This is a genomic window from Bacillus sp. ISL-39 (assembly GCF_018613295.1).
Classification (GTDB): Bacteria; Bacillota; Bacilli; order Bacillales; family Cytobacillaceae; genus Mesobacillus.
The window spans coordinates 29,836-55,772 of record NZ_JAGGQM010000016.1 but is presented as its reverse complement, the minus strand read 5'-3'; the positions used below and the strand labels follow the sequence as shown (position 1 = coordinate 55,772).

Below are 25,937 nucleotides of genomic sequence, written 5' to 3'. Positions count from 1 at the left end.
TTTTAACAACAATTTTAGGAAAACAGACTTCATAAAATAAGGAGGAAAGAATAATGAAAAAAGCTATTTTAATGTTAACAATGTTGTTTACAGCTGCGATGGTACTCGCCGGTTGCGGTTCAAGCGGTTCATCGACAACCTCAGCAGGCAAGGAAAAAATCGTCATCGGCTACTTCCCGAACATCAACCATGTTCCAGCGATGGTGGCAAAAGATAAGGGCTTCTTTGAACAGCAGCTTGGCGATGGAACCACAATCGAGTATAAGACATTTGCTGAAGGCGGTTCTTTCATGACTGCACTGAAAACGGGCGAGATTGATGCAGGTCTTGTTGGCCCGGGCCCGGCGATGAACAATTACTCAACAGGTGCTGATGTTAAAATCATTGCAGGTGCGTCCACTGGCGGTACGGTTGTATTGGCGAGAAAAGGAGTCGAGATCAATTCAGTTGAAGACTTCGCAGGCAAGACATTCATCACCCCTGGAGTAGGCTGCACACATGATGTTCAGTACGAAACATACCTTGAAGCAGAGGGAATCACGTCACAGCGGATCGGCGGAACAATGAAGCACCTTACTGGCCAGCCGGCACAGTACGCTGCAATGCTGAAGTCAGGCAAGGTGGATATCGCTGTAGCACCTGAACCATGGGCAGCAGTAATTGAAAAAGAAACTGGCGCAGAAGTCGTTATCGGCTGGGATGAAGTATCATTCGGAGAAACACTTCCTGCATCCGTAATGGTCACTTCCGGGAAGATGATCGAGGAAAAACCAGAAACCGTCCAAAAAATTATTGATGCTCATAAAGATGCTGTGAAATTCATCAATGAAAACCCAGCAGAAGCACAGGAAATCACCATTAAAGACATTAAAGAAACAACAGGACAGGAGCTTGAACAAGATGTTGTCGAGCTGGCATGGGAAAGAATCGGCTTCACCCATGAAGTCGATGCACAGGCAATCCAGGACTTCTCGGATTCATCCTACGCATTGAAGTTCCTGAAAGACAAACCAGATTTCAAAACATTGATTGACGATAGCTTTCTAAAGAATTAAAGAAGCTTGCATAAAGAAAAAGGTATCAGGAGTTTTCCTGGTACCTTTTTGCTGTTAAAAGGAGACATTTTCCACACATAATAGCTTAATGTGCGGATAAAGGAGTCGCCCCCGAGAGTATCGTCACATAAAAAGACTTAATGTGCGGATAAAGGAGTCGTCCCCGAGATTATCGTCACATAAAAAGACTTAATGTGCGGATAAAGGAGTTGCTCCCGAGAGTATCGTCACATAAAAAGACTTAATGTGCGGATAAAGGAGTTGTTCCCGAGATCATCGTCACATAAAAAGACTTAATGTGCGGATAAAGGAGTCGCTCCCGAGAGTATCGTCACATAAAAAGACTTAATGTGCGGATAAAGGAGTCGCCACAGAGATCATCGTCACATAAAGTAAAGTAATGTTCACATAAAGCAGTTATCTCTCAAATTATCGTCACATTAAATACGACCCTAAAACACCTGAATCATATATTCCAGTTCAAGTAGACATGATGAGCATTTCCCCTGCCCACAATAACTTGTTCTATTTTTAGGACAAAGGATTAAAATAGTTATAGATATGGTTGTACGTAAAGGGGGAGAAGCTATGGCGAGAAAGATGGGTTTTTACGGTGTGGTCGCCTATGTGCTCTATGGTTTCGCAGTGTACTGGTATTTATTTTACTTTGCAGATACGAATCTACCATTTGAGTTCGAAGGTTCGAGGGCTGACCCGGCAACATTCTTGAATGGACGAGAATTAATGCTGAGTGAGGAATACTCAAAAATCAGGAATTTATTGTTCTTTCTGTCCACACCCTTCGAGTGGCTGTTTTACTTTTTGATTCTCCTGCTGGGGCTTTCTAAAGCTTTCAAGAAATGGGGAGAAGAGACGGCGAAGAATAGGTATGGCCAGACAGCGATCTATTTAATATGGCTTTCGTTCTTTGCTTATATCGCGACCTTCCCTTTAAGTTATATCAGTTATACGCTGTCTAAGACCTATAATATATCGACGCAAACATTCGCCTCCTGGATGAAGGATGAACTTATCGATTTCTGGGTCAATTATGCGATGATGTTTGTGATTGTGATTGTCCTGTACTGGCTGATGAACAAGTTTAAAAGGTACTGGTGGCTGTTTGCATGGATGCTTTCCGTTCCGTTCACCTTGTTCATCATGTTCCTGCAGCCTGTTGTGATCGACCCGCTGTACAATGATTTTTCCCCGCTGAAAAATAAAGAGCTGGAGACAAAAATCCTTGATATTGCGGAGCAGGCTAATATTCCAGCTGATCATGTATTCGAAGTGGATATGGCTGAAAAGACAAATGCACTGAATGCGTATGTGACAGGAATTGGATCTAATTCAAGGATTGTTCTCTGGGATACGACATTAAACAGGCTGAACGATGACCAAATTTTGTTCATCATGGCACATGAAATGGCTCATTATGTGGAGAAGCATTTATATATCGGGATTGCCGGATACCTGGTACTCTCATTGTTCGGCCTGTACTTTGTTTCAAGACTGATGAACTGGGCGATCAAGCGTTGGGGAAAGGAATTCAAGCTAGAGCATCCCGGGGACTTGAGATCATTTCCGCTGTTTCTGATGTTCCTCTCGATGATCATGTTTGCCGCAAGCCCGGTTTCCAATCTTGTCTCCCGTTATCAGGAAACAAGAGCTGACCGGTATGCGATCGAAATGACGGACAACACAGATGCAGCGATTTCTGCCTTCCAGGAACTGACGAAGGCGGGGCTCAGCCAGGTAAATCCTCCATGGCTGGTGAAAATCTTCCGTTACGGACATCCGACAATGCTGGAACGGATTTCCCGACTCGAGGATTATGAAGTGGAAAAGAGGAATGAGCAGGAAGATGAAAATTAACCAAGAAAGCCCTCGAATAAAGAGGGCTTTCTTTTTTGGTGGGCTCAGCCTGATTAAAATTCAACAAAGCAATCAGCCTTATTCCGAAATAATAAAATATCCCCTATATAGGGGATATCACTCATCTAAGTGCCGAATTGTTTGTTGAGATCCTTCAATTCTTCCGTCAATGTTAAAAACATGATTTTGTCTCTTTCATCGATTGCTTTATCAATTTTCGACATCAATTTTTCTTTTCTGGTGTTCAGCTGAATTTCGGAAATAAGCATGTCAACATACAGGTCCAGAACAAAAGATTCCTTGGCTTTAATGCGTTTCATCACACTTGCCTTCATGGTTTCAGAATACGATTTTTCTTTCACTGACCTCACCTCTTAGACCTTTTTTATATTATATGGATTATGTAATAGATAATCAACTAAATTTTTATAATTTTTAGAAAATTTATATCAGGACCCCAATTGTGGCTAAAAATAAAACTTTTTCTATACATAAAGAAAATTTAAACACTTATGGTAAAATAGGGTATAAGGTATTTTAGGAGGTGAAGGAATGACAGGTAATATAAAGAACTTAGTAGAAGAGTACGAAATAAATCCTTTTACCATGATAATTATTCCTGAAGAATACGGCAGCAGGATTTACTCCAGGGTGATCGAGCTGGAGGAGGAGTATTTATCCCCGTTCAGACCAATAGATATTGTTAAGAAAAGCTGCAAATATTTTGGAAGCAGTTACGATGGCAGAAAAGAGGGAACGAAACAGCTTACCGGGATCACCCACAAAACCCCCATCATCATCGACCCTATAAGCTCCATTTATTTCATGCCTACAAGCTCACCTACAAAACCGGATTGCATATGGGTTTCACATGAGCATGTTTTATTCCATAAGAAGGTGGATGCCCACAGTACACAGGTTACCTTCAGGAATAAGAAATCCATGATTCTCCCGGTATCCCATCATTCATTTGAAAACCAGCTGCTGCGGACATCCCTGCTGCGCACCAAATTCATGCAGCGAATGAAAGAAACCGAACGTAAAGCGCTATATCTTCTTCATGGGCCAAAGTTTAGTGAATCGCAAGGATATCCTCATGCCAGCCTCGTCAGTGAGGTATATAAAGACTGAATAAAAGAATCCGGTTTTTTTCTGCCGGATTCTTTTTCAATTGTAATCTAAGTATTTTTGTAGTGGATAAGGTTTAGTTTTCTTAATCCAGCTCAAGCGCCTAGCCAGTTTTCATCCCTAAATGAACTTCCTCGGGTATCTTGCGATAAGCGTTAGCTTTGAGCAGCTCGAGACGCATGTCTAGCTGCGGCTCCTAACTCCTCGAGTCGCTTCGGTCCTGTAAATGAAGTCAAAGAACGACTTCACTGTCAGGCCTTCCAGCGCTTGTCGGAGTTGGGCAGTCGCCTCCGCTTTTCGAATTGTCTAGTGTCGCCGCCTAGAAAATCCGAAACTTCAACTCCGCCGGCAGGGTCGGAGTCTCCAGTTTCTCCGTTTCTGGACAGTCGGCTATACTTTTCTATTTCGGTCCTGGCAATGAAGTCAAAGAACGACTTCACTGTCAGGCCCTCCACCGCTTGTCGGGGCTGAACGAGGCGCTTGCGCTTTTTGTTCTGGTTTAAATCGCTTGAAAAGGTAGTGGACCATCAGCTCCTGGACTTTGTTGCGTATTCGGGGATTGAAATAGTTATGCTGTTCTTCGTAGCCTTTGTAGATGAAGAGGAACATGGTGAAGGCGTCATCCCGCTTTACTTCTTCAACCTTAAGGTTATTCTTTTTGAGGTAGCTTTTTACGACGAAGAGTTCTTTCTGGACTGCTTTCATTGTTTCTTCAATTAGTTCCAAATAAGGCTTCTTTAATTTGAATGGACTATTTTCAACGACAGAAAGATCCCGGTTGAGCACGACCAATACCATCGGCAAATAGATAGCCTGCTCCATAATATCACGGTCTTTCTCAGGAATCCTTGTCATTTTACACTGTCCCTTCTGTATGGATTAGAACATTTGTTCGTAATTATCGTACTGGATTTTGAAGAGGATTTCAAGAGGGTAAAAAAAATTTACCCATCACTATCATCTTCTCCAAAACAAAAGGAAACTTGCAGAGTTGGGGAAGTGAGACACTTAAGGACCTTTTTTCGAAAATAAAGCAGGAGATTTATTTCTGTTATCGAAATAATAAAGAGAATAATTTAACTTTGGAAGGATGGCTGCCGAGATGGAAAAGAGATTTATTAAAGTAGAGGATTTATTTGAATTAAAGTCCGTTACTGATCCTCAGTTTTCACCTGAGGGAAAGAAGTGTGTGTTTGTACAGACAGAGATGCTGGAGAGTAAAAATGATTATGCCTCTAATTTATACATAATTGATATTGAAGAAGGCGGAGAGCCGATGCAATGGACTTACGGTGAATATCGCAACCATTCCCCGAGGTGGTCACCGGATGGAACGAAGCTGGCTTTTGTATCTAACCGCAGCGGCAAGAATCAGATATTCGTTCTGGATTCTGCAGGCGGGGAGGCGAAGCAGGCAACAGATTTCAGGAATGGTGCCAATGGACCAGTCTGGTCTCCGGATGGCGATCGAATCGCCTGTTCCGTATCCCTGAAGCCTGACGAGGATTTGCTTGAAAAAGCAGAAGAAAAGAAGGATGACAAGAAGCTGGAACCGTTCGTAGCTGAGGAAATGAAATACAAATCAGATGCAGCTGGTTTCTGGGACGGAAAATACAAGCAGACAGTCATCGTCAATCTTGCAGATGGCAAGGCGGAGCTTGTGGCAAAGGGTGAAGTGGACTATCATCTGCAATGCTGGTCTCCTGATGGCAAAAGCCTTGTATTGTCGGCAGATGAGTCACCTGAACGCGATTTCTCTTTCAAAAGTGATTTATGGCTGATGGACATTGAGACAGGTAATAAAACGAAACTGACAAATGGCAAGGGCTACTTCGGGAATGCTTCCTTTTCTCCTGATGGAAAATATCTTGGCTATACGGGGCATGAAAGAGCGTTTGAAAATGCAACACTAACCCAGCTGTGGGTTCAGGATCTCGAGACTGGTAACATCCAATGCGTCACAGAAAACATGGATATCCTTGTGGGGGACGCTGTTGCCGCAGACTTCCACCAGGGAGCGCACAGCCCGGGGGTGATCTGGGGCGAAGATGGCAAGAGCTTTTATTTCCTTGCTAGCGACCAGGGAAACACTGTTTTGTATTTTGCGAACCTTGATGGCGAAGTGTATCCGGCACTTCTTGACCAGCAGCATGTTTATGGGTACACTCTTGACCGCAGAAACCAGAGAATCATTGCAGCCATCAGCAATCCGGTGCTGCCGGGAGAATTGTTCCAGCTTGAAGTAACCACTGGTGAGATGACAAAGCTTACGTCCGTAAATGAAAAGGTCCTGCAGGAGGTCACTTTATCGAAACCAGAGCAAATTACTTTCGAAGCCAGTGATGGCACCACGCTGCACGGCTGGATCATGAGGCCGGCTGGGTATGAAGAAGGAAAGAAATATCCGCTGATTCTTGAAGTCCACGGGGGACCGCACGCTATGTATGCGAACTCATACTTCAATGAATTCCAGGTCCTGGCGGCTGAAGGCTACGGAATCCTCTATATCAATCCACGCGGCAGCCATGGCTACGGGCAGCAATTCGTCAATGCTGTGCGCGGGGATTATGGCGGCGGAGACTACCAGGATGTGATGGATGCTGTTGATTATGCGCTGAAAAATTACGATTTCATTGACAAAGATCGATTGGGAGTGACAGGCGGGAGTTATGGCGGGTTCATGACAAACTGGATTGTCGGACATACGGACAGATTCAAGGCAGCCGTCACTCAGCGTTCGATTTCAAACTGGATCAGCTTTTATGGCGTCAGTGACATCGGATACTATTTTACAGAGTGGCAGATTCAAGCTGATCTCAGCGATTTGGAAACATTGTGGAAGCATTCACCTATCGCCTATGTGGATAAAATCAATACACCATTATTGATTCTTCACAGTGAAAAGGACTATCGCTGTCCAATTGAACAGGCAGAGCAGCTTTTCATCGCCTTGAAAAGACAAGGGAAGGCAACGAAGTTCATCCGCTTCCCTGAATCTAACCATGAGCTTTCCAGAAGCGGAAAGCCTAATCTGCGCCTGAGCAGGCTAGCAGCTATTGTTGATTGGTTTAACAGCTATCTGTAAAATCAATAGAATCGAACATTTACCCGCGGCAACTATTCCTGCCGCGGGTTAATTTTTGAAAAATTCTCCAGAGAAGTTTAATGTTATAGGTAAAGAAGGAAAATAGTAATAAAATATATTTCGTCCGGCTGTTGCTGCCTAATCAGTGTTTCTAATCAAACCAAAACGGTCATGAATCAAAACACTGAGTAAGCAACAAGTTAACAAAAGGGACTTAATAAAGAAGAATATCTATAAATCGGAAGGGTTTTTTAAATGAGATCTGATAGGCACCAACACAAGAAAAGAAAAAAGAGAGTCAGATGGTCGGGCATTTTTCTGCTTTTATTCATCCTGGTCGGAGCCACGGCGCTATATTCTTATATGCAGTACCGATCCGGTGTGAATGATTCAGAAAAGGCAGCGGAAGAAAACAAACAGGAGTATCATTTCAATGGTGAGAGCGACCGCAATGGCCTGACGAATATCCTGCTGATTGGGAGTGACGCAAGAGGGAATGAAACTTCGCGTGCAGATACAATAATGATCGCCAGCTATAATCCAGATACAGAATCTTACAAATTGACCTCAATCATGAGGGATACGTATGTGGAAATCCCAGGGCACGGAAAAAATAAAATCAACTCAGCTTTTGCGCTTGGCGGGCCGGAATTATTACGGAAGACAATAAAGGAGAACTTTGATGTGAGCCTTCAATATTATTCAATCGTCGATTTTGAGGGCTTTGTCCGTCTGGTTGATGAAGCATTCCCCGAAGGTGTTGAAGTCAATGTTGAAAAGAGAATGTCTGAGGGAATTGGTGTCACACTCGAACCAGGTGTACAAAGACTGGATGGTAAGCATCTGCTTGGATATGTCCGGTTCCGCCAGGATGCAGTCGGTGATTTTGGCCGTGTTGAACGCCAGCAAAATGTCATAAAGGAAGTAGGCAAGCAGTTCGCCAGCATCCAGACATTGCCGAAACTCCCTAAATTGGTGGGAGTCCTGACTCCGTTTGTCAATACCAATATGGATACAGGCGATATCATATTTATGGGAAAAGGATTGATCTCCAAGGATAATCGGAATATCGAAACAATGAGGATACCGGTTGAAGGATCGTTCGAGAACCAGAGGGTGAGCGGTGCAGGCGCAGTACTGGTGATCAATTTTGAAGAGAACAGAACTGCGCTTCAGGAGTTTTTAACTAAATAGTTGCCTTACTAAAATTCCCCGAGCAAGAATTAGAGGTGTACAATTATTTATAAGAGGTAAATAGGATAAGGTAATCAGGACTCTGTTGAAACTTCAGGATTCTGATTACCGAGTTGTTAGGACAAGGAGATTTCAATGGATGTTGAATTGATGAAAGAATGGTTTACAAATGAAAACATTATGGATTTGCTCAATCAATATCGCTCATTTGGGCCGATTCCGGGAATCCTTCTGCCAATGCTTGAGGCGTTTTTACCTTTCCTGCCATTGTTCTTATTTGTCATGGCGAATGCGAACGCGTTTGGGCTGTGGCTTGGGTTTCTTTTTTCCTGGACTGGAGCAGTTCTCGGAGCTTTGCTCGTATTCTTGATTTTTCGTAGATACGGCCAGGGACGAATACTTAGGTTCTTGCAGCGCCATCCTAAAGTCCAAAAGGGGATGAATTGGATAGAACGCCACGGTTTTGGTCCGATTTTCCTGATGCTGTGCTTCCCTTTTACTCCATCTGCCCTCGTCAATATTGTGGCAGGGCTTTCGAAAATCAGCATGGCTCAGTATATGCTTGCAGTAATAACTGGGAAAATGGTGATGATATTTACGATCAGTTTCGTAGGATATGATATTCGTTCATTGATCACCAATCCTGCGCGGACTGCCATCGTTCTGGCTGTCATCGCCATTCTCTGGTATATTGGCAAAAGAATTGAAGTAAAGATGAATATGAGTGTTGGAAAAGACGATAATGACTGATAGCAGGAACAGGATAACAGGTGGTGAAGGTAGTCGATGATACAAATCATGAAAAGGGAAGGGCTTGAGTGGATCAAGGCTTTTGCTCTCGGCATGATCATATTTGTCTTTATCAGGATTTTCTTTTTTTCCAATTATGTAGTTGAAGGGGAATCCATGCTTCCGACTCTGGAGGATGGGAATAAAGTCGTTGTTAATAAGCTGGGATATGAGACGGAAGATCTTGAAAGGTTTGACGTGATCGTATTCCATGCGAATGAGGAAGAGGATTTTGTAAAGCGGGTCATCGGCCTGCCGGGAGAAAAAGTAGAATACCGCGAGGACATGTTGTTCATCAATGGCAAAAAAGTGAATGAACCTTTTTTGAAGCAGTACCGCGAACAATCCCCAGGAGGCTACTTGACGGGCGATTTTACCATTGAGGACTTGACCGGGGTTGAAAGAGTGCCTGAAGGAAAGTTGTTTGTCCTCGGCGATAACCGACTTGGAAGCTGGGACAGCAGGCAGTTTGGCTTCATTTCGGAGGATCAGGTCGTTGGCAAGGTTAATCTTAGATATTGGCCGCTTGAGGAAATGGATGTATCGTTCTGACAATACATATAGAGAAGTGGAAAGACTCGTCAATTTTCGAGTCTTTTTTTATTTCGTCCATGTTAGACTGAAAACATTATCATGAAAACAGGGCGGAGATTATATGCAGGGAACATTGCCATTGATCAAAACAAAATTGATTGTTCCTGGCTTACAGGAACAATGGATAAGACGGGCAAAATTATCGAGAAAAATGAAAGCGATTTCCGAGAAACCGCTGACCATCATCCAGGCTGGCGCCGGTTATGGCAAGAGCACGGCTTTGGCATTGCATGTCAAAGATCAACAACAGTCATGCTGCTGGTATACAATCACTTCTTCAGATGATGATATTCTTCCGTTTCTTTCCTATTTGACAGCCTCGATTCAAACCTTGTTCCCGGAGTTTGGCCATGAGTTAATACCATATATGAAAAAAATGGACCGTTATATAAGGGAAGAGGAACTAGGCATGCTCTCTTCGCTTTTCATCAATGAGATCCTTCAGATACCCGAACAGATCATTGTCATCCTTGATGACTACCACGCGATTGAACATTCTTACCATATCAATGTCTGGATGGAAAAACTGCTGGAGCATATGCCGGGCCATCTCCATCTTGTGATTTCGACCAGGACAAAGCCTGGCTGGAAAGTACTTGCTAAGTTTAGGGCTAAAAATGAATTGAATGAGATTTCGAAGGCGGATTTGATTTTCGGCAAAGAAGAAATTGAGCTGCTCCTTTCTGATTATTATCAGATGGCTATTAGTGACGAACAGATTGACCAGCTGTATCACATTACAGAAGGCTGGGTCATCGCGATTGGAATGATTGCTCAGCAGCTGCCGCATCTTCATAGCCTTGAAGAGCTGCTGGCAGAGCCTGCAAAGTCGCTTGAAGATCTTTTTCAATACCTGGTATATGAAGTGTTTTCGAAACAGCCCCCAATGATCCAGCAGTTTCTTGAACAGACAAGCATCTTCGAAGAAATAAGCGGCGATGTATGTGACCACATCCTCGGTATGAACGGTTCCATCCAGATGCTGCAGCAGCTGACTGCGAAAAACCTGTTTATTCAAGAGATTGGCGGCAGCCAGTTCAGGTATCACGCCCTTTTCCGGGAATTCCTCGAGAACAGGCTGATCACAAGCCAGCCTGAACAATACAGAGTTTTAATGATGAACAGTGCCTATTATTTTGAAAAAAAAGGACAGTGGGAAGAGGCATTATACTGCTATGAGAAAGTTGGCCAATATCAGGCAGCTGCGGCGATTATGGATGAACAGGGGATGGAGCTTCTCGAAATGGGCAAGCTCGAGAATCTGCAGGAGCGGCTGGCAAGAATCCCGCTGGAAGATAAAAGCCGCTATTGGTCACTTTTATTTCTTGAAGGCGAAGTGTACCGTTACCGCTCATTGTACAAGCAAGCGGAAGCATGTTATGAACAGGCGATCCAGACAGCTGACAGAATGGGAAATGCGGAATGGAAAAGCAAAGCGCTTGAAGGCAAAGCGAAAATTTATCTTGATACAATCCAGCCGCTTAAGGCTGAACGCATTTTAGCACAGGCTATTGAGCTTCGGGAAGCGGCGATGCTTGATGCTGCTGCAGAGGAAACGGGAAGGCTCTATCGCCTTCTTGCTGAAAACCTGATCAATTCCGGACAGGCTTTGAAGGCAGAAAAATGGATAGAACGGGCAAGGTCGATGGGAGTGCATATTGAGGATGGAAACCTTGAAGCCCGGCTAACTTTAAGGACCGGCCGATTTGAAGAAACGAGAAGGATTTTAAGTGATGCTAAAGCAATTGGCCATCTGGATGAAAAGCAGCATTTGCCTCAATCACATAGGGAAACAGATTTGCTGCTGGCGTTGATTGAAGCTTTTACAGGCAATGGCATGCAGGCAAAAACCTTGTCTCAATCAGGGATACAATATGGGATTGATATCCAGGCTCCATTTGTGGAGGCTTGTGGATGGATCAGGATGGGGCATGCAGTCCAGCTGATTGAACAATATGATCTGGCTTTGGCAGAAAAATGCTATGAAACGGCACTTGATATCATGGGACGTCTGAGCATCGAAAGAGGGAAGGCCGAACCGCTGATGGGCCTGTGTATCCTCTATGGATCAAGGCGTGAATATGAAAGGGCAGCTGAGGCTGGAAGAAAGGCGCTGCTCGAAACAGAACAGGTGAAGGATGTTTGGTTATCAGCCCTCATTACCTTATGCATGGCCATTGCGTCCATCTACAACGACAGGCACAAAGAGGCATTCGAGAACCTTCGCAAAGCAGAGGGACTGATCAGTCAGTGCGGCGATGAATATGGCAGGATGCTGCTTGCGTTTTGGAATTCCTATTATTATTTTTTGTTGAATGAAGATGAGGAATTCAAATCAGCATTTTCAAGCTTCTTAAAATTGATGAAGACAGGAGGATATGAATTCTTCCTGAAAAAGCGGACGACATTTGGGCCGCGGGACTTGCAAGTTTTCGCACCGATGCTAATTCAAGCGGTAAAGCATTCCATAATGCCTGGATATGCAGAGAAGCTGCTGGAGGATTTGAAAATTCCGCGCTTGAGTGCCCATCCTGGCTACACATTAAGAGTCCAAACGCTTGGTCAATTCAGGCTCTGGCTTGGAGACAGGGAAGTGGAGGACAGGGATTGGCAGAGGGGAAAAGCGAAAGAGCTTTTCCAGCTATTCTTGACGAAGAGGAGCCAGTTCCTGATGAAGGAGGACATTTTCCAGATTCTATGGCCAGTCCATGAGGAAAAAAGTGCAGACAGGGATTTTAAGGTCGCTCTGAATGCCTTGAATAATGTACTGGAGCCTGCCCGCAAAGCGAGATCCACCCCTTTTTTCATTATCAGGGAGGGAACAGGGTACGGAATTAACCCTCAGGCAGCGATTGAACTGGATTCGCGAATTTTTGAAGAATGGGCAGAGGCCGGCCTTGAAGAGAAGAATACCGAAAAATCTATGGAGGAACTTGAACGCGCCCTGAATTTATATAACGGGGATTATCTTCCTGAAAGAAGGTATGAGGATTGGTGCCTCAATGAGCGGGAACGGCTTCTTGTATACTTTTTGCGCAGTGCGGAAAAGCTCGCCCAGTTGAACGTAAGGCGGGAAAACTATGATTCTGCCATTCATTGGTGCCAAAAAATCCTCCATAGGGATAGAACATGGGAGGAAGCATACCGGTTGCTGATGTTTTGCTATTATCGGAAGAACAATCGCCCGCAGGCAATGCGATGGTATAAAAAATGCAGCGAAGTACTGGAGGAGGAACTGGGAGTCACTCCGCTGGAACCAACAAAGCATATGTATGAGATGATCATTGCAGGACATAATCAATAGACTTACAGGAGGATATGGAATGGAGCACAAAAGACAGATTCACAGTTCATTAAAAGTTTTATTGGTATCGGATCTGGAAAAAGCGCGGAAGTTCTACTCTGATGTATTAGGCTGTGAGGTAACGGGCTGGTGGGCCATCCGTGATGGATTTTCAGGACTGGCAATAAAAATGCTGCAAGCAAGCGTTCCGAAAGATGTGAGGCCTAATCCGCCGGCAGCAGGTGAAAAGCATGGATTCGACCTTTACTGCTATGTAGAAGACTGGAATTCGCTTGATGAGTTATACCATGAATTCAAGGGAAAAGGAGCGCAAATTGCCATCGAGCCTTGGGTTGATGAAAATAATGGACCCTGGAAGGAGTTTGCCGTCAAAGACCTTGATGGATACTGCATCGCATTCGGCGGAACAGACGGCATTTGACTGAGGGTGATGCATGCTGTTAGTCACGTTTAAGCGACTGTAAGGATGCGATCAAAATAACTTTTCAGGATCAGCCACCTTGCCGGATAGGTTGCAGCAAAATCGGCTAATGCCTCATTTGAATAAATCAGCAGACAATCAATCTGTTTTTTATGCTGCTTTAGATCATAGAGCAGGGCGTGCGGGATTGTATAATGCTGGTTTAATTGATAAGGGTTTAATTTTACAGGCACTACACTTTCTTTATCCATTAAGTCAAGCAGGGCAGCTTGCTGAATTTCAACGCTTTCATCCTGGACGTGCCCATTTATATGAATCTTTTCATTGATCAAATAGATTCCCTTCATAGAAATCCCCTCCATGTTTTAGGCAATTTAGTAAAGTTATTGCCATAAAAATAGGAGGGGATACTATTTAATTTGGAAGTCTAGAAATAGAAGTTCATTTTTTAACGGTGCCGGTACTTATAAATCAATCCTGCAATGATATTTGCCGGAATGAACAACAAAATACGGCATTCATGAACTTGTCCCCCTTTTATTTATTTCACTATTAATTTCATAACTACTTCTTCTGCTTTTTGCCACCAACAATGCCTTCCATGACATACCCAATTTGCTGTAACTCATTTGTAACTTCCATTTTTTAAGATGATGTCAAAGCTTGTGGGCTTTGGAATCACCATTTTAAAGGGGGAAAGGAAATGAAAGCTGGTCAGCGGAATTTTGTTTTATCTTTTATGCTCATTTTGGTCCTGTTGTTTACAAGTGCCTGCAGTGGATCGGGAACAGAGAAGTCAGGCGGTACAGAAAGTACGGAAGGAAAAGGTGAACCGAAGAACACGGAACCGATCAAGATTGGTGTGCTGGCTTCGCAAACAGGCGGACTTGAAGCTTATGGGAAGCAGACACTTCGCGGGTTCGAGTTGGGGCTTGAATATGCAACAGACGGAACGAATGAAGTAGCGGGGCGTAAAATCGAATTCATTGTTGAAGATACCGAAACCAAACCTGAAGTAGCAGTCCAGAAAGCGACGAAGCTGCTTGAGGAAGATGAAGTAGACTTCCTGGTCGGTTCATCAAGCTCAGGTGACACGCTGGCAGTCCTGCCATTGGCTGAGGAATACGAAAAAATCATGATTGTCGAGCCGGCAGTAGCAGACAGCATCACAGGCTCTGAATTCAATGAATATATTTTCCGAACGGCGCGCAACTCTTCGCAGGATGCTGTTGCGGGTGCCGCTGCCATTGCGAAGGATGGCGTAAAAATCGCGACTCTTGCTCCGGACTATTCCTTTGGCCGCGATGGCGTCGCTGCGTTCAGAGAAGCAGCAGAAAAACTTGGCGCAGAAGTTATTCATGAGGAATATGCAGATCCTGCTGCTACAGATTTCACTTCCAACATCCAGAAAATCATCGACCAGAAGCCGGATTACTTGTTCGTTGTCTGGGCTGGCGCAAATTCACCATGGAACCAGATTGCAGACATGAAGGTCCAGGAAAAAGGCATTAAAATCTCCACTGGTGCTCCAGATATCGCCGCACTTGCAACAATGGAGCCGCTTGTCGGCATGGAAGGCTTCACTGTCTATTATCATGACCTTCCGCAGAATGACATCAATAAATGGCTTGTTGATGAACATAAAAAGCGCTTTAACGGCGAGCTTCCAGATTTATTTACGCCAGGAGGCATGACAGCTGCGATGGCGATTGTCGAAGCCTTGAAGAAAACAGAAGGGGACACCGATTCCCAAAAATTGATCGAGACGATGGAAGGAATGAGCTTTGATACTCCTAAGGGCCAAATGACCTTCCGGGAAGAAGACCATCAGGCACTCCAGGCATTATACGCTATCAAATTGGAGAAAAAAGATGGAGTGGACTATCCAGTCCCTGTCCTGATCCGCGAGCTCTCTCCAGAAGAAACAGCTCCACCGATCCGCAATTAACTAACAGATCCATAATGAACTTCGGTAACCCAGCCGAAGTTCATTATGCTTTTACAGAATCGGTGCGCAGACGTAATTTTATCAAGGGTGGTGAAAAGGAAATGACGGCAATTATTGAGACGAAAGACCTTAGCATTACATTTGGCGGCCATACAGCTGTAGATTCTGTCAGTATTTCAGTTCCGCACAATCATTTTAAATCGATCATCGGTCCGAACGGTGCCGGAAAAACGACCTTCTTTAACCTGTTGAGCGGGCAGCTCATGCCAACAGAGGGAAAGGTCATCTATAAAGGCAGTGACATCACAAAGCTGTCTCCGACAAAAAGGACGAGGGCGGGAATCGGACGGTCCTTCCAGATCACCAATGTATTCCCGAACCTGACGGTGATGGAAAATGTCCGTCTTGCCGTGCAGTCACATGAGGGAGTCCGTTATCAGATGCTGAGGCATTTCCGTTCTTTTAAAAAGTTCGAAGAGCAGGCAGAAGAGTGGCTGCAGCTTGTCTTGCTTGATGGCAAGAAGGATGCGCTTGCGAGGAATCTTGCACACGGAGAGAAAAGGAAGCTGGAAATCGCGATGCTGCTTGCTCTGAATACCGAGGTGCTGCTGCTCGATGAACCGACAGCAGGCATGTCGCTGGAAGAGGTCCCGGCAATCCTGGAGGTAATCAGGAAAATCAAACAACGCGGCGACCGGACGATCGTTTTGATTGAACACAAAATGGATATGATCATGGATCTTTCGGATTCTATCATGGTATTGTTCAACGGTGCTTTGCTTGCCGATGGGACACCGGAGGAAATTATGAAAAATGAAACAGTACAGTCTGCATATTTGGGAGGTTTGCATAGTGAACACGCTGCTGAAGCTTGACCAGGTCGAGACATTCATCGGCCAGTATCACATCCTTCAAGGTATCTCATTTGTAGTGCCGAAAGGGGAGGTTACCGTACTGCTGGGAAGGAATGGCGCCGGAAAAACCACGACACTGCGAACAATCATGGGATTGAACCCGGCAGCTAAAGGATCGGTTCAATTTAAAGGAGAAGAAATCAAGAGCCTGCCAACTTTTACGATTGCAAATAAGGGAATTGGATATGTGCCTGAAGACCAGGGGATTTTTGCCGGCCTTACCGTCGAAGAGAATATCAAAGTGGCGGTAAAAAAAGAAAATGATGAAACCCGGCAGCGGCTGGATTGGATTCTTGAGCTATTTCCTGATTTGAAAAAATTCTGGAAGAAACCAGGCGGCCTATTGAGCGGCGGCCAAAAGCAAATGCTTTCTATCGCAAGGGCATATGTCAATGACAATGAACTGCTCTTGATCGATGAACCGAGCAAAGGCCTTGCACCGATCGTCGTCGAAAAGGTAATGGAATCCATCCAGCAAATGAAGGATAAAACAACGATCATACTTGTTGAACAAAACTTCATGATGGCCAGCACGATTGGCGATAGATTTTACATTATCGATGATGGCAGGACGGTTTCAAACGGCTCGATGAACCTCCTCCGTGAGGACGAAGAAATGAGACGGAAGTACCTGGGCATTGCATAGGAAAGGAGGAAGCAAGAGTGGATGTTTTGATTAACTTAAGCCTTAACGGTCTAGCCACGGGAATGCTGATTTTCCTTCTGGCAGCCGGCCTTACTTTGATTTTCGGCCTGATGGATGTACTTAATTTCGCCCATGGCGGCTTGTTTGCCTGGGGAGCATACAGCGGCATTTGGATTTATAGCTCGACTGGAAGCTTTTTTGCCGGGATCATCGGGGCCATCCTTACAGGCATGATTCTCGGAATTGTAACCGAGCGCTGGATCATCAAGCCTGTTTATGGCAACCATGTGCAGCAAATATTGATTACGCTTGGTTTGATGCTTGTCTTATCAGAGATGTTAAAAGTGGTGTGGGGACCTAATCAGATTTCAGCAGCAACCCCTGATTACCTTTCAGGCAGCTGGGAGTTTGGCGGGATTATCATCATCAAATACCGTGTATTCATCATTGCTGTAGGATTTGCGGTATTTCTTGCTGTACAATACTTGCTTAAAAAGACAAAGATCGGTCTGGTTGTCCGCGCGGGGGTTATGAATAAGGAAATGGTCCAATCACTCGGAGTAAACATCCAGAGAGTATTCATGTTCGTATTCATGATCGGTGCCGGAATGGCTGCTCTTGGCGGGATGCTTCTAGGGCCATATTCTGGGGTGATTTATGCGGATATGGGCATGGAGTTTGCGATCCTGGCATTCATCGTTGTGGTCATTGGCGGAATGGGCAGCTTTACAGGCTCGGTAATGGCCGCAATTCTGGTTGGATTGTCAGGTTCATTCATGGCCTATTATGTGCCAGATCTGGCGCTGGCAGCTAACATGCTTCTGATGGCAGTCGTATTAATCTTCAGGCCGCAGGGCTTATTCGGGGCAAAGGGGTGAGAAAAAGATGACAAGAATGTTGTCAAATCGCATGAACATCTTATATTTGCTTGTCGCCGGGTTCCTGGCAGTACTTCCGTTTGTCTACGATTCTAGAAGCATGCTGATCCTTCTCTCCCAGGTGTTCATTTTTGCCGTGCTGGCGATGAGCTATGACATCCTGCTCGGATACACCGGCATCGTCTCGTTCGGTCATGCGATGTTCTTCGGAATCGGGGCCTATACAGTTGGTGTCTTCATGAAAAGGTTTGAACCTGAAACAAGCTACTTTATGCTCGCTGTCCTGGTCACGATTTTGCTGACTGCTGTGGTCAGTTATTTCGTCGGGCTGCTGACACTGCGGCTGAAAAGCCATTTTTACGCGATGCTGACGATGGCGTTCGCCGGATTATTTTTAGTGCTCGCTGAAAAATGGCGGACTGTAACATATGGGAATGATGGCTTCACGTTCAGGGTACCAGATTTCCTTAAGGACCGAACGGACTTTTACCTGATTTGCCTTGGTTCAATGGTCATTGTCTTCATTTTATTAAAAAGATTCACCAACTCACCGCTTGGAAGAGTCCTTCAGGCGATCAGGGAAAATGAGCAGCGGACAGAATCGCTAGGATACAGTGTTCTGCAATATAAAATCATTGCCAGTGTCGTATCAGGAGTCATCGCTGGTATTGCCGGGATTTTATACGCTGTTTCCTTAAGGTTCGTAAACACCAGTGTTTTTACGATGGACATTACACTCGATGCCTTGCTGATGACGATCATTGGCGGAGTCGGGACGCTGGTCGGGGCAATCATCGGCGCGGGAATCATCGAGTTTTCCCATCACTGGCTTACAGAGCTTGCGAAGGTTCACTGGATATTCGAAAGATGGATCATCTTTTTCGGCATTATTTATATCCTTGCTGTCATGTTTTTCCCTCAGGGGATTGTCGGTTCCTTGCAGAAACTGAAATTCAGAAAGAAAAAGAAAACTGCGGTTCCAGTAGAATCAGAGACTATAAGCCAGGGAGATTCTTGATGGAAACAAAGCAAGTCACTTCATTCGTACTCCGCTTTCAGCTCACGGACATCGAAATGGACAGCGGCAGAAAATACTGGAGGGTCAAGGTAACCCATGTCCAAGAAGAAAAAGAAGCCATGTTTGATTCCCTGGAGTCGGCAATGACATTTATTAAGGAAATTGTTGGTGAATCATAGACCGGTTTTTAAAGGGGGATGAAGATGCAAATCGGCATTGTCAGTACGGGAATTTACCTTCCTGAAAATTATGTGACAGGGGCGGAAATTGCCCGGTTGGCAGGAATTCCTGTACAAGTTGTTGAAGAAAAAATGGGAATCAGGAAAAAGCCGGTGCCAGGCCCGGAAGATCATACGTGTGAGATGGGAATCAAGGCTGCGAAAAGGGCATTGGAAAAAGCCGACCTGGATCCGCTGGACATCGACCTTGTTATCTATATTGGCGAGGAATACAAAGAATATCCATTATGGACAGCAGGGATCAAGCTGCAGGAGGAAGTCGGTGCAAGGAATGCCTGGGCCTTCGATACCGCGTTAAGATGCGGAACGACTGTGATGGCCCTGAAACTGGCGAAAGGGATGATGCTCTCTGATCCGGGAATCAATACCGTTCTCCTCGCGGGAGGCTATCGCAATGGTGATTTCATAGATTACCAGAATCCAAGGACGCGGTTCATGTATAATCTCGGGGCCGGCGGCGGTGCGATTATATTACAAAAGGGGCATGGGAAGAACGTACTGCTGGAAACAGAAATGATCACGGATGGGTCTTTTTCCGAAGATGTCGTCGTCGTTGCCGGCGGAACAAAAAATCCGATTTCTGCGGAGGCTCTTGAGCAAGGACTGTACCAGCTCGATGTTCTTGATCCGAAGGGAATGAAGGAGCGGCTCGAGCAAAAATCGATGGCCAACTTTTTAAAAGTCATCCGGCGGTCCGTGGGGAAAAGCGGTTTTTTCGAAAAGGACATCGCCTACATCGGGATGCTTCACATGAAGCGGTCGGCGCATGATTTTGTATTGAGGGAGCTGGGCCTAACGGAAGAAAACTCCATCTACCTCGAAGACTATGGGCACATCGGACAGATTGATCAAATCCTGTCGCTCGAACTGGCAGATAAGGCAGGGAAATTGAAGGATGGGGATGTTGTCGTTCTCGTCAGTGCCGGAATCGGCTATGCCTGGGGGGCAACAACTATTGTTTGGGGAAAGGGTGTGCTGTAATGGAAAAAACGGCAGTAGAGTTGAAGAAGGTTAATTTGCGCAATGGGGAAACAATCGCGTATAGGGAAAGGGATGGAGGAATGAAAAATGTTTTGTTAATCCATGGGAACATGACATCATCCAAACACTGGGACTTGTTGATTGACGCAATGGACCCTGAATATAAAATTTTCGCGCTTGACCTTCGCGGATTCGGTGGGTCCAGCTATTACAAGCCCATCATGTCGATCAAAGACTTTTCTGATGATGTAAAAATGTTTGTCGATGAAATTGGGTTGAAGGATTTTGCTCTTGTCGGATGGTCGACGGGAGGGGCGGTAGGAATGCAGTTCGCAGCCGATTACCCGGGTTATTGTAAAAAGCTTGTACTGCTCGCCTCAGCATCGACGAGAGGATATCCGTTCTTCGGGACGAGTGAAGAAGGCCTGCCGGATGTTAACAACCGGCTGGTTACTTATGATGATGTTAAGGCGGATGCTGGTAAAACAATTCCCGTCCAGACAGCCTATGACCAGCAAAATAAAGGATTTTTAAAAGCAATGTGGAATATGTTGATTTATACTGATCGTCAGCCAGAAGAACGGCATTATGACGAATATGTTGATGATATGCTGACACAGCGCAATCTCGCTGAAGTCTACCATTCTCTTAATACTTTTAATATCAGTGCTTTAAATAATGGGCTGAAGGATGGAACAGACCAGGTAAAGGATATCCAGATTCCTGTGCTTGTGCTCCGAGGTGACCGGGATCTAGTTGTCACTAAAGGGATGGCAGATGAAATTATCGAGGATTTTGCAGGCCGTGCAAGGATTGCGGAACTGCAGGATTGCGGCCACTCGCCATTAGTGGATGACCTGGATCAGCTGCTGAAGCATATTGAAGGATTTTTAGCAGAGTAGGAAGGTGTTATTATGAGATTGAAAGATAAAGTAGCGATTATTACTGGGGCAGCGAACGGGATCGGTCTTGCTGCAGCAAGGACTTTTGCCCGTGAAGGCTCAAGGGTTGCCATGGCGGACTTTGATGAAGCAACAGGAAAGAAGCGTGAAGCTGAGCTGTCTGCTGAGGGCTATGACGTCGCTTTTTTTCAGGTGAACGTCGCTGACAGGTCCAGTGTCGACTCGCTGGTCCAAAATGTTCTAGGCCATTTTGGCAAAATTGATATTTTAATAAATAATGCAGGAATCACCAGGGATGGGATGCTGCACAAGCTCGCTGCAGAGGACTTCCAGAAAGTCGTTGATGTCAACCTGACCGGCGTGTTCAATTGTGCCCAGGCGGTTGTCCCGGCAATGGTGCAGCAAGGATCGGGCAGAATCATCAATACATCTTCCGTTTCCGGCATATACGGCAATGTGGGACAGACAAACTACGCAGCTACAAAAGCCGGAGTCGTCGGGATGACGAAAACATGGGCAAAAGAACTCGGCCGCAAAGGAATCAATGTCAATGCAGTCGCTCCCGGATTCATTGAAACGGGTATGACCGCAGCAGTGCCGGACAAAGTGATTGAACAAATGAAGATGCTCGTCCCGCTTGGCAGGCTCGGTTTGCCAGAGGATATCGCCCACGCCTACTTGTTCCTCGCCTCAGACGAGTCCAAATATGTAAACGGCACCACCCTCCATGTCGATGGCGGGATCATGATGTAAGATGAAAAGCGTAAGCGCCTCGTTCAGCCCCGACAAGCGCTGGAGGGCTGACCGGTGAAGTCGTTCTTTGACTTCATTGGGCGGACCGAAGCGACTCGAGGGGCTAGGCGCTGTAGCTGGATTACGATGATGAAAAGCGCACTTGCTGCGCTTTTTTATTTTGGGATGGCGTGGTAAAAGGAGAGTAAATATTTCAACCGTAAATAAAACTGCTCCAACCGTAAATAAATCTCTTTCAACCGTAAATAAAACTGCTCCAACCGTAAATAAATCTCTTTCAACCGTAAATAAAACTGCTCCAACCGTAAATAAATCTCTTCCAACCGTAAATAAAACCGCTCCAACCGGGAATAGATGTTACAACCGTTAAAAAAACCATTCCAACCGTCTATAAATACGACCCAACCGTTTAAAAAACTTCGCTAACCGTTGAAAAAATTCATCCAACCGTTAAAATAAATCCTCAAACCGAGAAAAATCCTCCCCACTGGTATTAAAACCGATCCAACTGGAGTTTAAATCTCCTCTAACAGTATTAAAACTAACTGTTGCCACTGCGATCGGCCAAAAGGTACCCAAAAATGCATTGCTTAATCCACCCTTCAGTCCGCCGATAACCACTTTAAGGTTAACTCCCCACCAAAAGTGGTAAATGGTATTAAAAAAGGATGAGGTGCTGAACATGGAAGAAACAAAGCAAAAATACTACTTTAATATAGAAAGCGGCGAGGTGCTGGACACGCCGGCTGAGCCGGAGGGCCATTTATTTACATTGATTGCGACAGGTGAAGAAATCAGCGATCTGCGGGAATACCTGGAGATAAACTATAAAGCAGACTGGGCAACATACGGAAATTCCCATCTGCATCCTTTCAAGGACCCGGATCGTGAACATGCGGAATATGACTTTGCGATGAAGGAAATTTATGCGATGGTCTACAAACTGGGTGATGCCGAAGCAAGGAACCATGTAAAAAGCATGGGGATATTTACAGAAGATGAGTTGAGGGGAATATAAACGTTTGACACCATGGCTGATGCTGTGGTGTCTTTTTTCATATGTAACTATCCTGTAACTCCCATCGCCTAAAATGAATCCATCAAGACGAGAGAAGGAGAGATTGCGGTGAGGTGGGAGCTCGACTGGCTTGAATCTAGAGCGGGATTGACACCGGATGCAGCTGCGATTGCCGATGCAGGGACAGATCAGGAATGGTCTTTCAGGGAAGTCAATGATCGGGCTAAAGCAATCGCGGTGTGGCTGGGTGAAAAGGGTGTCCAAAAAGGCGACAGGGTTGCGCTGCTTGCGCCAAACGGAATCAGTTACTTTGATTTGCTGTTTGCCTGCGGAAAGATCGGTGCCATTTTTGTGCCGCTGAACTGGAGGCTATCCCTCGATGAGCTGGCATATATCATAAAAGACTGTGAGCCCAGGCTGCTGGGGTTTCATTCCAATTTTACAAAGGTAGTGACAATGATTTGGGGGCAGGAGGATCGTTGCATCCAAATCAATGGTTCACGATACGCTCAGCTGTTTGACGTAAAAGTTAGCCAAGATGCTGAAAAGGCCACAGTGGAGGAAGAAGATCCTCTGGCGATGATTTATACAGGCGGAACCACTGGGAAGCCCAAAGGAGCGGTTTTGTCACATCGGGCCATCGTCTGGAACAGCCTTTCCACAATCGCCAGCTGGAATCTGACGAACGAAGATACGACGGTAACGTATTTGCCTTTATTCCATACAGGCGGTTTGAACGCTCTTTCAATCCCTATCCTGATGGCAGGAGGTAAAGTCGTACTGGCAAACGAATTTACCCCCGAGAAGGCAATCGAAAATTTAATCAGGTATAAATCGAGTATTGTGCTTTTGGTGCCGACAATGCACCATATGCTCGTAAAATCGCAACAATTCCTTGAAACGGAATTACCGGATATTAAGTTATTTTTATCTGGGGGTGCACCGTGCCCGCTCGAAATCTATGAAGCTTACAAACAAAAGGGCCTCAGCTTCAAGGAGGGCTATGGACTGACAGAGGCTGGCCCAAATAATTTTTACATAGATCCTTCAGAGGCAGATGTAAAAAGGGGCTCGGTAGGTAAGCCAATGCTATTTCATAGTATCAGGATTCTGGATGAAGACGGACAAGAGGTTGGAGCAGGTGAGGTCGGTGAACTTGCCATCAAGGGGAACCATGCATTTTCTTACTACTGGAAAAAAGAAAAAGCGACGAATGACACCTTAAAGGACGGCTGGCTCTACACTGGCGACCTGGCGAAGAGAGATAGGGATGGATATTACTATATTGTCGGCAGGAAAAAAGAGATGATCATCACGGGTGGTGAAAATGTGTATCCTCTTGAGATTGAGCACTGGCTCTGTTCCCATCCTTCGATTCGCGAGGCTGCCGTGGTCGGAATGCCGGATGAAAAATGGGGAGAGGTCGTGACTGCATTCATTGTTCTGGAAGAGGGGGCCGTTTTGAGTGAGCAGGAAGCCAAAATGCATTGCAGGCAGAAGCTCGGCGGCTATAAAATACCGAAAGTAATTCGTATCATAGGCCAGATGCCGAAGACGCATGTAGGCAAAATAGATAAAAAACGGTTGAAGGAAATGGCAGGTAAAAATCAGAAAACAATCAGCTGAAAATTTGATTTAGGAATATATCGGGATTTAAGGAATATGCAGCGATGATTCAGGAATATATCAAGATTTTAAGGAATAAGTGGTCATGATTCAGGAATATATCAAGATTTTAAGGAATAAAGCCGAAGGTCAGGACAAAGTTTACCCCCCGGATTTCCAAAATGCAATCTAAAACATGAAAAAAGGCATTTCAGCCAGCGTTTGCTGACTGGAATGCCTTTTTTAATAGAAATAGAAATATATATTTTTCTCTTTGAGAATTGTCCAGCTCCAGCGCCTAGCCCCTCGAGACGCTTCGGTCCTGCCAATGAAGTCAAAGAACGACTTCACTGTCAGGCCCTCCAGCGCTTGTTGGGGCTGATCAAGGCGCTTGCGCTTTTCAAAATCAATATGCAAAACACAATATTAACAGAGAAGAGGGAAGATAAGAGAATCATGACCCCGCTGAATGGCAGCAGTGCTGCGACCGGCGGGGCGAGACTGGCTCCGGTCAGCAGGATAAAAGAATAGAGCGATAATGCTTTGGCGCGCTGGCTGCTGCCATAAAAGCCGATTAAAGTAATGACGGTGGGAATGACGAGTGAAATCGATGAAACAAAAAATATAGAAAAGATAACCAGAGCACCGGTGGTATGAAAGAAAAGCAGCAGGAATGCGCTTGATGACCCGATGGCCAAACCAAACATCAGAGTCTGCAGCTCTCCCCAGCGCTCCATCAATCTGCCTGTAAAAAGGGAGAGGGAAGCACCGATCAATCCAACCAGCCGGATCATCAGCAGGTCTGAGGCAGGGCCGTCAAAAAAACGTCCAATAGCATCATAGAAGGCGATAATTGCGAACAGCAGCGAGAACGTAATCATATAGCATTTCATCAGGCGAGGCTCTTTTAGCAATTGCAAAAAGATTTTCCATAAAGGCTTGCTTTCTGTCGCAGGAGGTGGTGATTCTTTCAGCAGGAAAAAAGCAGCGGCAAATAGAATGAAATAAAGTGCTGAGAAGAAAAAGAAGACGCTATTCCAGGAAAAAACATCCGCCAGAAAGGCGCTGGCAACCTGCCCAAAGATCCCTGCGATTAAAAATCCTGTATTGATCAGCACAACCAGGATCGTCCTCTGCCGAAAATTGAATACATCATAGGAGTAGGCGAAAGCAACTGAAGCGAAAGTAGCAAGGGTGACTCCCTGCAGAGAACGGGCGATCCACAAACTGAGGGATCCGACTGAGAATCCCACTGCCAGTGTCGTCAATGCAGAGGCCAGTAGCCCGAATACAAGGATTTTCCTTCTCCCTGTGAAATCGGAAACCGGTCCGAATGACAGCAGCCCGCACGCATAAAAGAAAGTAAACAGACCACCTGCGAGGACTACGTGGGATTCGGCAATTAAAAGGTCATCCGCAAGAACCGAATAAATAGGAATCAATGTATAGATATTGCTTGCGACCATAATGGCGCAGAGTGTCAGAAGGATGGAAGCCTTCTGAAAAAAGGACATGGATTTCATGTATATCACCTGCCATCAACAACATATGCAGACACCGAATGTTTTGCAGGTTGTTTTGGGAAAAATT

At 45.2% G+C, this 25,937-nt stretch carries 24 protein-coding genes; 20 read left to right on the top strand and 4 right to left on the bottom strand.

The genetic code is table 11. The features are described from left to right. Nucleotides 1–53 precede the first annotated feature (53 nt). Together J7E37_RS13380 and J7E37_RS13375 are read left to right on the top strand one after the other, a co-directional pair. Complete coding sequence (locus J7E37_RS13380) at nucleotides 54–1,055, top strand: aliphatic sulfonate ABC transporter substrate-binding protein (RefSeq protein WP_214781860.1); 1,002 nt, start codon at nucleotides 54–56, stop codon at nucleotides 1,053–1,055. A 588-nt stretch (nucleotides 1,056–1,643) separates the two neighbouring features. Further along, a complete protein-coding gene (locus J7E37_RS13375) occupies nucleotides 1,644–2,930 on the top strand; it encodes a M48 family metallopeptidase (RefSeq protein WP_215024401.1) in 1,287 nt (428 codons plus the stop codon). A 125-nt stretch (nucleotides 2,931–3,055) separates the two neighbouring features. On the opposite strand, the gene J7E37_RS13370 is transcribed toward J7E37_RS13375, so the two are convergent. Further along, the gene (locus tag J7E37_RS13370) at nucleotides 3,056–3,292 is read right to left on the bottom strand and encodes an IDEAL domain-containing protein (protein WP_214776700.1); all 237 of its coding nucleotides are present in this window, start codon (nucleotides 3,290–3,292) and stop codon (nucleotides 3,056–3,058) included. Nucleotides 3,293–3,482: 190 nt separating this feature from the next. Here J7E37_RS13370 and J7E37_RS13365 point away from each other — a divergent pair, with 190 nt between their 5' ends. Next, nucleotides 3,483–4,061, top strand: a complete 579-nt coding sequence (locus tag J7E37_RS13365; RefSeq protein ID WP_214776698.1) for a competence protein ComK — start codon at nucleotides 3,483–3,485, stop codon at nucleotides 4,059–4,061. 420 nt (nucleotides 4,062–4,481) lie between these two features. Here J7E37_RS13365 and J7E37_RS13360 read toward each other — a convergent pair whose 3' ends face one another. After that, nucleotides 4,482–4,913, bottom strand: a complete 432-nt coding sequence (locus J7E37_RS13360; RefSeq protein ID WP_215024400.1) for a YhjD family protein — start codon at nucleotides 4,911–4,913, stop codon at nucleotides 4,482–4,484. A 247-nt stretch (nucleotides 4,914–5,160) separates the two neighbouring features. Here J7E37_RS13360 and J7E37_RS13355 point away from each other — a divergent pair, with 247 nt between their 5' ends. The 6 genes from J7E37_RS13355 to J7E37_RS13330 all read left to right on the top strand — a co-directional run bounded on the left by J7E37_RS13355 (nucleotide 5,161) and on the right by J7E37_RS13330 (nucleotide 13,445). Then, nucleotides 5,161–7,143, top strand: a complete 1,983-nt coding sequence (locus J7E37_RS13355) for a S9 family peptidase (RefSeq protein ID WP_215024398.1) — start codon at nucleotides 5,161–5,163, stop codon at nucleotides 7,141–7,143. 255 nt (nucleotides 7,144–7,398) lie between these two features. Beyond that, nucleotides 7,399–8,337 carry an LCP family protein gene (locus J7E37_RS13350; RefSeq protein ID WP_215024395.1) on the top strand — a complete coding sequence of 313 codons (939 nt, stop codon included), beginning with the start codon at nucleotides 7,399–7,401 and terminating at the stop codon, nucleotides 8,335–8,337. 135 nt (nucleotides 8,338–8,472) lie between these two features. Continuing rightward, the gene (locus J7E37_RS13345) at nucleotides 8,473–9,087 is read left to right on the top strand and encodes a TVP38/TMEM64 family protein (protein ID WP_215024393.1); all 615 of its coding nucleotides are present in this window, start codon (nucleotides 8,473–8,475) and stop codon (nucleotides 9,085–9,087) included. A 36-nt stretch (nucleotides 9,088–9,123) separates the two neighbouring features. Then, the gene (lepB, locus tag J7E37_RS13340) at nucleotides 9,124–9,678 is read left to right on the top strand and encodes a signal peptidase I (protein WP_215024391.1); all 555 of its coding nucleotides are present in this window, start codon (nucleotides 9,124–9,126) and stop codon (nucleotides 9,676–9,678) included. A gap of 103 nt (nucleotides 9,679–9,781) precedes the next feature. Then, complete coding sequence (locus J7E37_RS13335; RefSeq protein ID WP_215024389.1) at nucleotides 9,782–13,024, top strand: ATP-binding protein; 3,243 nt, start codon at nucleotides 9,782–9,784, stop codon at nucleotides 13,022–13,024. A 19-nt stretch (nucleotides 13,025–13,043) separates the two neighbouring features. Then, nucleotides 13,044–13,445 (top strand): VOC family protein, encoded by a 402-nt coding sequence (locus J7E37_RS13330; protein WP_214776683.1) that lies wholly within the window; start codon nucleotides 13,044–13,046, stop codon nucleotides 13,443–13,445. A 29-nt stretch (nucleotides 13,446–13,474) separates the two neighbouring features. Here the strand turns inward: J7E37_RS13330 and J7E37_RS13325 are convergent, their stop codons facing one another. Continuing rightward, nucleotides 13,475–13,792, bottom strand: coding sequence for a hypothetical protein (locus tag J7E37_RS13325; RefSeq protein WP_215024387.1), 318 nt, complete (start codon nucleotides 13,790–13,792; stop codon nucleotides 13,475–13,477). A gap of 392 nt (nucleotides 13,793–14,184) precedes the next feature. On the opposite strand from J7E37_RS13325, the gene J7E37_RS13320 reads away from it, so the two are divergent. The 11 genes from J7E37_RS13320 (at nucleotide 14,185) to J7E37_RS13270 (ending at nucleotide 24,368) form a co-directional block, all read left to right on the top strand. Next, the gene (locus tag J7E37_RS13320; protein ID WP_483297211.1) at nucleotides 14,185–15,393 is read left to right on the top strand and encodes a substrate-binding domain-containing protein; all 1,209 of its coding nucleotides are present in this window, start codon (nucleotides 14,185–14,187) and stop codon (nucleotides 15,391–15,393) included. A gap of 101 nt (nucleotides 15,394–15,494) precedes the next feature. After that, a complete protein-coding gene (locus J7E37_RS13315) occupies nucleotides 15,495–16,268 on the top strand; it encodes an ABC transporter ATP-binding protein (protein WP_214776750.1) in 774 nt (257 codons plus the stop codon). Continuing rightward, nucleotides 16,246–16,953, top strand: a complete 708-nt coding sequence (locus J7E37_RS13310; RefSeq protein ID WP_214776677.1) for an ABC transporter ATP-binding protein — start codon at nucleotides 16,246–16,248, stop codon at nucleotides 16,951–16,953. The genes J7E37_RS13315 and J7E37_RS13310 overlap by 23 nt, the downstream gene beginning before the upstream one ends. A gap of 17 nt (nucleotides 16,954–16,970) precedes the next feature. Continuing rightward, the gene (locus tag J7E37_RS13305; protein ID WP_214776675.1) at nucleotides 16,971–17,831 is read left to right on the top strand and encodes a branched-chain amino acid ABC transporter permease; all 861 of its coding nucleotides are present in this window, start codon (nucleotides 16,971–16,973) and stop codon (nucleotides 17,829–17,831) included. Nucleotides 17,832–17,838: 7 nt separating this feature from the next. Further along, the gene (locus J7E37_RS13300) at nucleotides 17,839–18,849 is read left to right on the top strand and encodes a branched-chain amino acid ABC transporter permease (RefSeq protein ID WP_215024383.1); all 1,011 of its coding nucleotides are present in this window, start codon (nucleotides 17,839–17,841) and stop codon (nucleotides 18,847–18,849) included. Next, complete coding sequence (locus J7E37_RS13295) at nucleotides 18,849–19,028, top strand: hypothetical protein (RefSeq protein WP_214776671.1); 180 nt, start codon at nucleotides 18,849–18,851, stop codon at nucleotides 19,026–19,028. The genes J7E37_RS13300 and J7E37_RS13295 overlap by 1 nt, the downstream gene beginning before the upstream one ends. A gap of 24 nt (nucleotides 19,029–19,052) precedes the next feature. Continuing rightward, nucleotides 19,053–20,069, top strand: coding sequence for a 3-oxoacyl-ACP synthase (locus J7E37_RS13290; protein ID WP_215024381.1), 1,017 nt, complete (start codon nucleotides 19,053–19,055; stop codon nucleotides 20,067–20,069). After that, a complete protein-coding gene (gene phaZ / locus J7E37_RS13285; RefSeq protein WP_215024379.1) occupies nucleotides 20,069–20,971 on the top strand; it encodes an intracellular short-chain-length polyhydroxyalkanoate depolymerase in 903 nt (300 codons plus the stop codon). The genes J7E37_RS13290 and phaZ overlap by 1 nt, the downstream gene beginning before the upstream one ends. 12 nt (nucleotides 20,972–20,983) lie before the next feature. After that, nucleotides 20,984–21,724 carry a 3-oxoacyl-ACP reductase FabG gene (fabG, locus tag J7E37_RS13280; protein ID WP_215024377.1) on the top strand — a complete coding sequence of 247 codons (741 nt, stop codon included), beginning with the start codon at nucleotides 20,984–20,986 and terminating at the stop codon, nucleotides 21,722–21,724. Nucleotides 21,725–22,406: 682 nt separating this feature from the next. Further along, entirely contained in the window at nucleotides 22,407–22,742 is a 336-nt protein-coding gene (locus J7E37_RS13275; RefSeq protein WP_215024375.1) for a hydrolase, read from the top strand. 108 nt (nucleotides 22,743–22,850) lie between these two features. Continuing rightward, nucleotides 22,851–24,368, top strand: a complete 1,518-nt coding sequence (locus tag J7E37_RS13270; protein WP_215024373.1) for a class I adenylate-forming enzyme family protein — start codon at nucleotides 22,851–22,853, stop codon at nucleotides 24,366–24,368. Nucleotides 24,369–24,700: 332 nt separating this feature from the next. On the opposite strand, the gene J7E37_RS13265 is transcribed toward J7E37_RS13270, so the two are convergent. After that, on the bottom strand, nucleotides 24,701–25,870 hold the full coding sequence (locus J7E37_RS13265) for an MFS transporter (RefSeq protein WP_251009656.1): 1,170 nt from the start codon (nucleotides 25,868–25,870) through the stop codon (nucleotides 24,701–24,703). Nucleotides 25,871–25,937: the final 67 nt, after the last annotated feature.

Coding starts and splice junctions, on each gene's coding strand:
- J7E37_RS13300 (WP_215024383.1), top strand. CDS start 17,839: ATGACAAGAATGTTGTCAAATCGCATGAACATCTTATATTTGCTTGTC.
- J7E37_RS13320 (WP_483297211.1), top strand. CDS start 14,185: ATGCTCATTTTGGTCCTGTTGTTTACAAGTGCCTGCAGTGGATCGGGA.
- J7E37_RS13360 (WP_215024400.1), bottom strand. CDS start 4,913: ATGACAAGGATTCCTGAGAAAGACCGTGATATTATGGAGCAGGCTATC.
- J7E37_RS13345 (WP_215024393.1), top strand. CDS start 8,473: ATGGATGTTGAATTGATGAAAGAATGGTTTACAAATGAAAACATTATG.
- J7E37_RS13335 (WP_215024389.1), top strand. CDS start 9,782: ATGCAGGGAACATTGCCATTGATCAAAACAAAATTGATTGTTCCTGGC.
- lepB (WP_215024391.1), top strand. CDS start 9,124: ATGATACAAATCATGAAAAGGGAAGGGCTTGAGTGGATCAAGGCTTTT.
- J7E37_RS13265 (WP_251009656.1), bottom strand. CDS start 25,870: ATGAAATCCATGTCCTTTTTTCAGAAGGCTTCCATCCTTCTGACACTC.
- J7E37_RS13275 (WP_215024375.1), top strand. CDS start 22,407: ATGGAAGAAACAAAGCAAAAATACTACTTTAATATAGAAAGCGGCGAG.
- fabG (WP_215024377.1), top strand. CDS start 20,984: ATGAGATTGAAAGATAAAGTAGCGATTATTACTGGGGCAGCGAACGGG.
- J7E37_RS13355 (WP_215024398.1), top strand. CDS start 5,161: ATGGAAAAGAGATTTATTAAAGTAGAGGATTTATTTGAATTAAAGTCC.
- J7E37_RS13290 (WP_215024381.1), top strand. CDS start 19,053: ATGCAAATCGGCATTGTCAGTACGGGAATTTACCTTCCTGAAAATTAT.
- J7E37_RS13330 (WP_214776683.1), top strand. CDS start 13,044: ATGGAGCACAAAAGACAGATTCACAGTTCATTAAAAGTTTTATTGGTA.
- J7E37_RS13350 (WP_215024395.1), top strand. CDS start 7,399: ATGAGATCTGATAGGCACCAACACAAGAAAAGAAAAAAGAGAGTCAGA.
- J7E37_RS13315 (WP_214776750.1), top strand. CDS start 15,495: ATGACGGCAATTATTGAGACGAAAGACCTTAGCATTACATTTGGCGGC.
- J7E37_RS13380 (WP_214781860.1), top strand. CDS start 54: ATGAAAAAAGCTATTTTAATGTTAACAATGTTGTTTACAGCTGCGATG.
- J7E37_RS13295 (WP_214776671.1), top strand. CDS start 18,849: ATGGAAACAAAGCAAGTCACTTCATTCGTACTCCGCTTTCAGCTCACG.
- J7E37_RS13365 (WP_214776698.1), top strand. CDS start 3,483: ATGACAGGTAATATAAAGAACTTAGTAGAAGAGTACGAAATAAATCCT.
- phaZ (WP_215024379.1), top strand. CDS start 20,069: ATGGAAAAAACGGCAGTAGAGTTGAAGAAGGTTAATTTGCGCAATGGG.
- J7E37_RS13325 (WP_215024387.1), bottom strand. CDS start 13,792: ATGAAGGGAATCTATTTGATCAATGAAAAGATTCATATAAATGGGCAC.
- J7E37_RS13375 (WP_215024401.1), top strand. CDS start 1,644: ATGGCGAGAAAGATGGGTTTTTACGGTGTGGTCGCCTATGTGCTCTAT.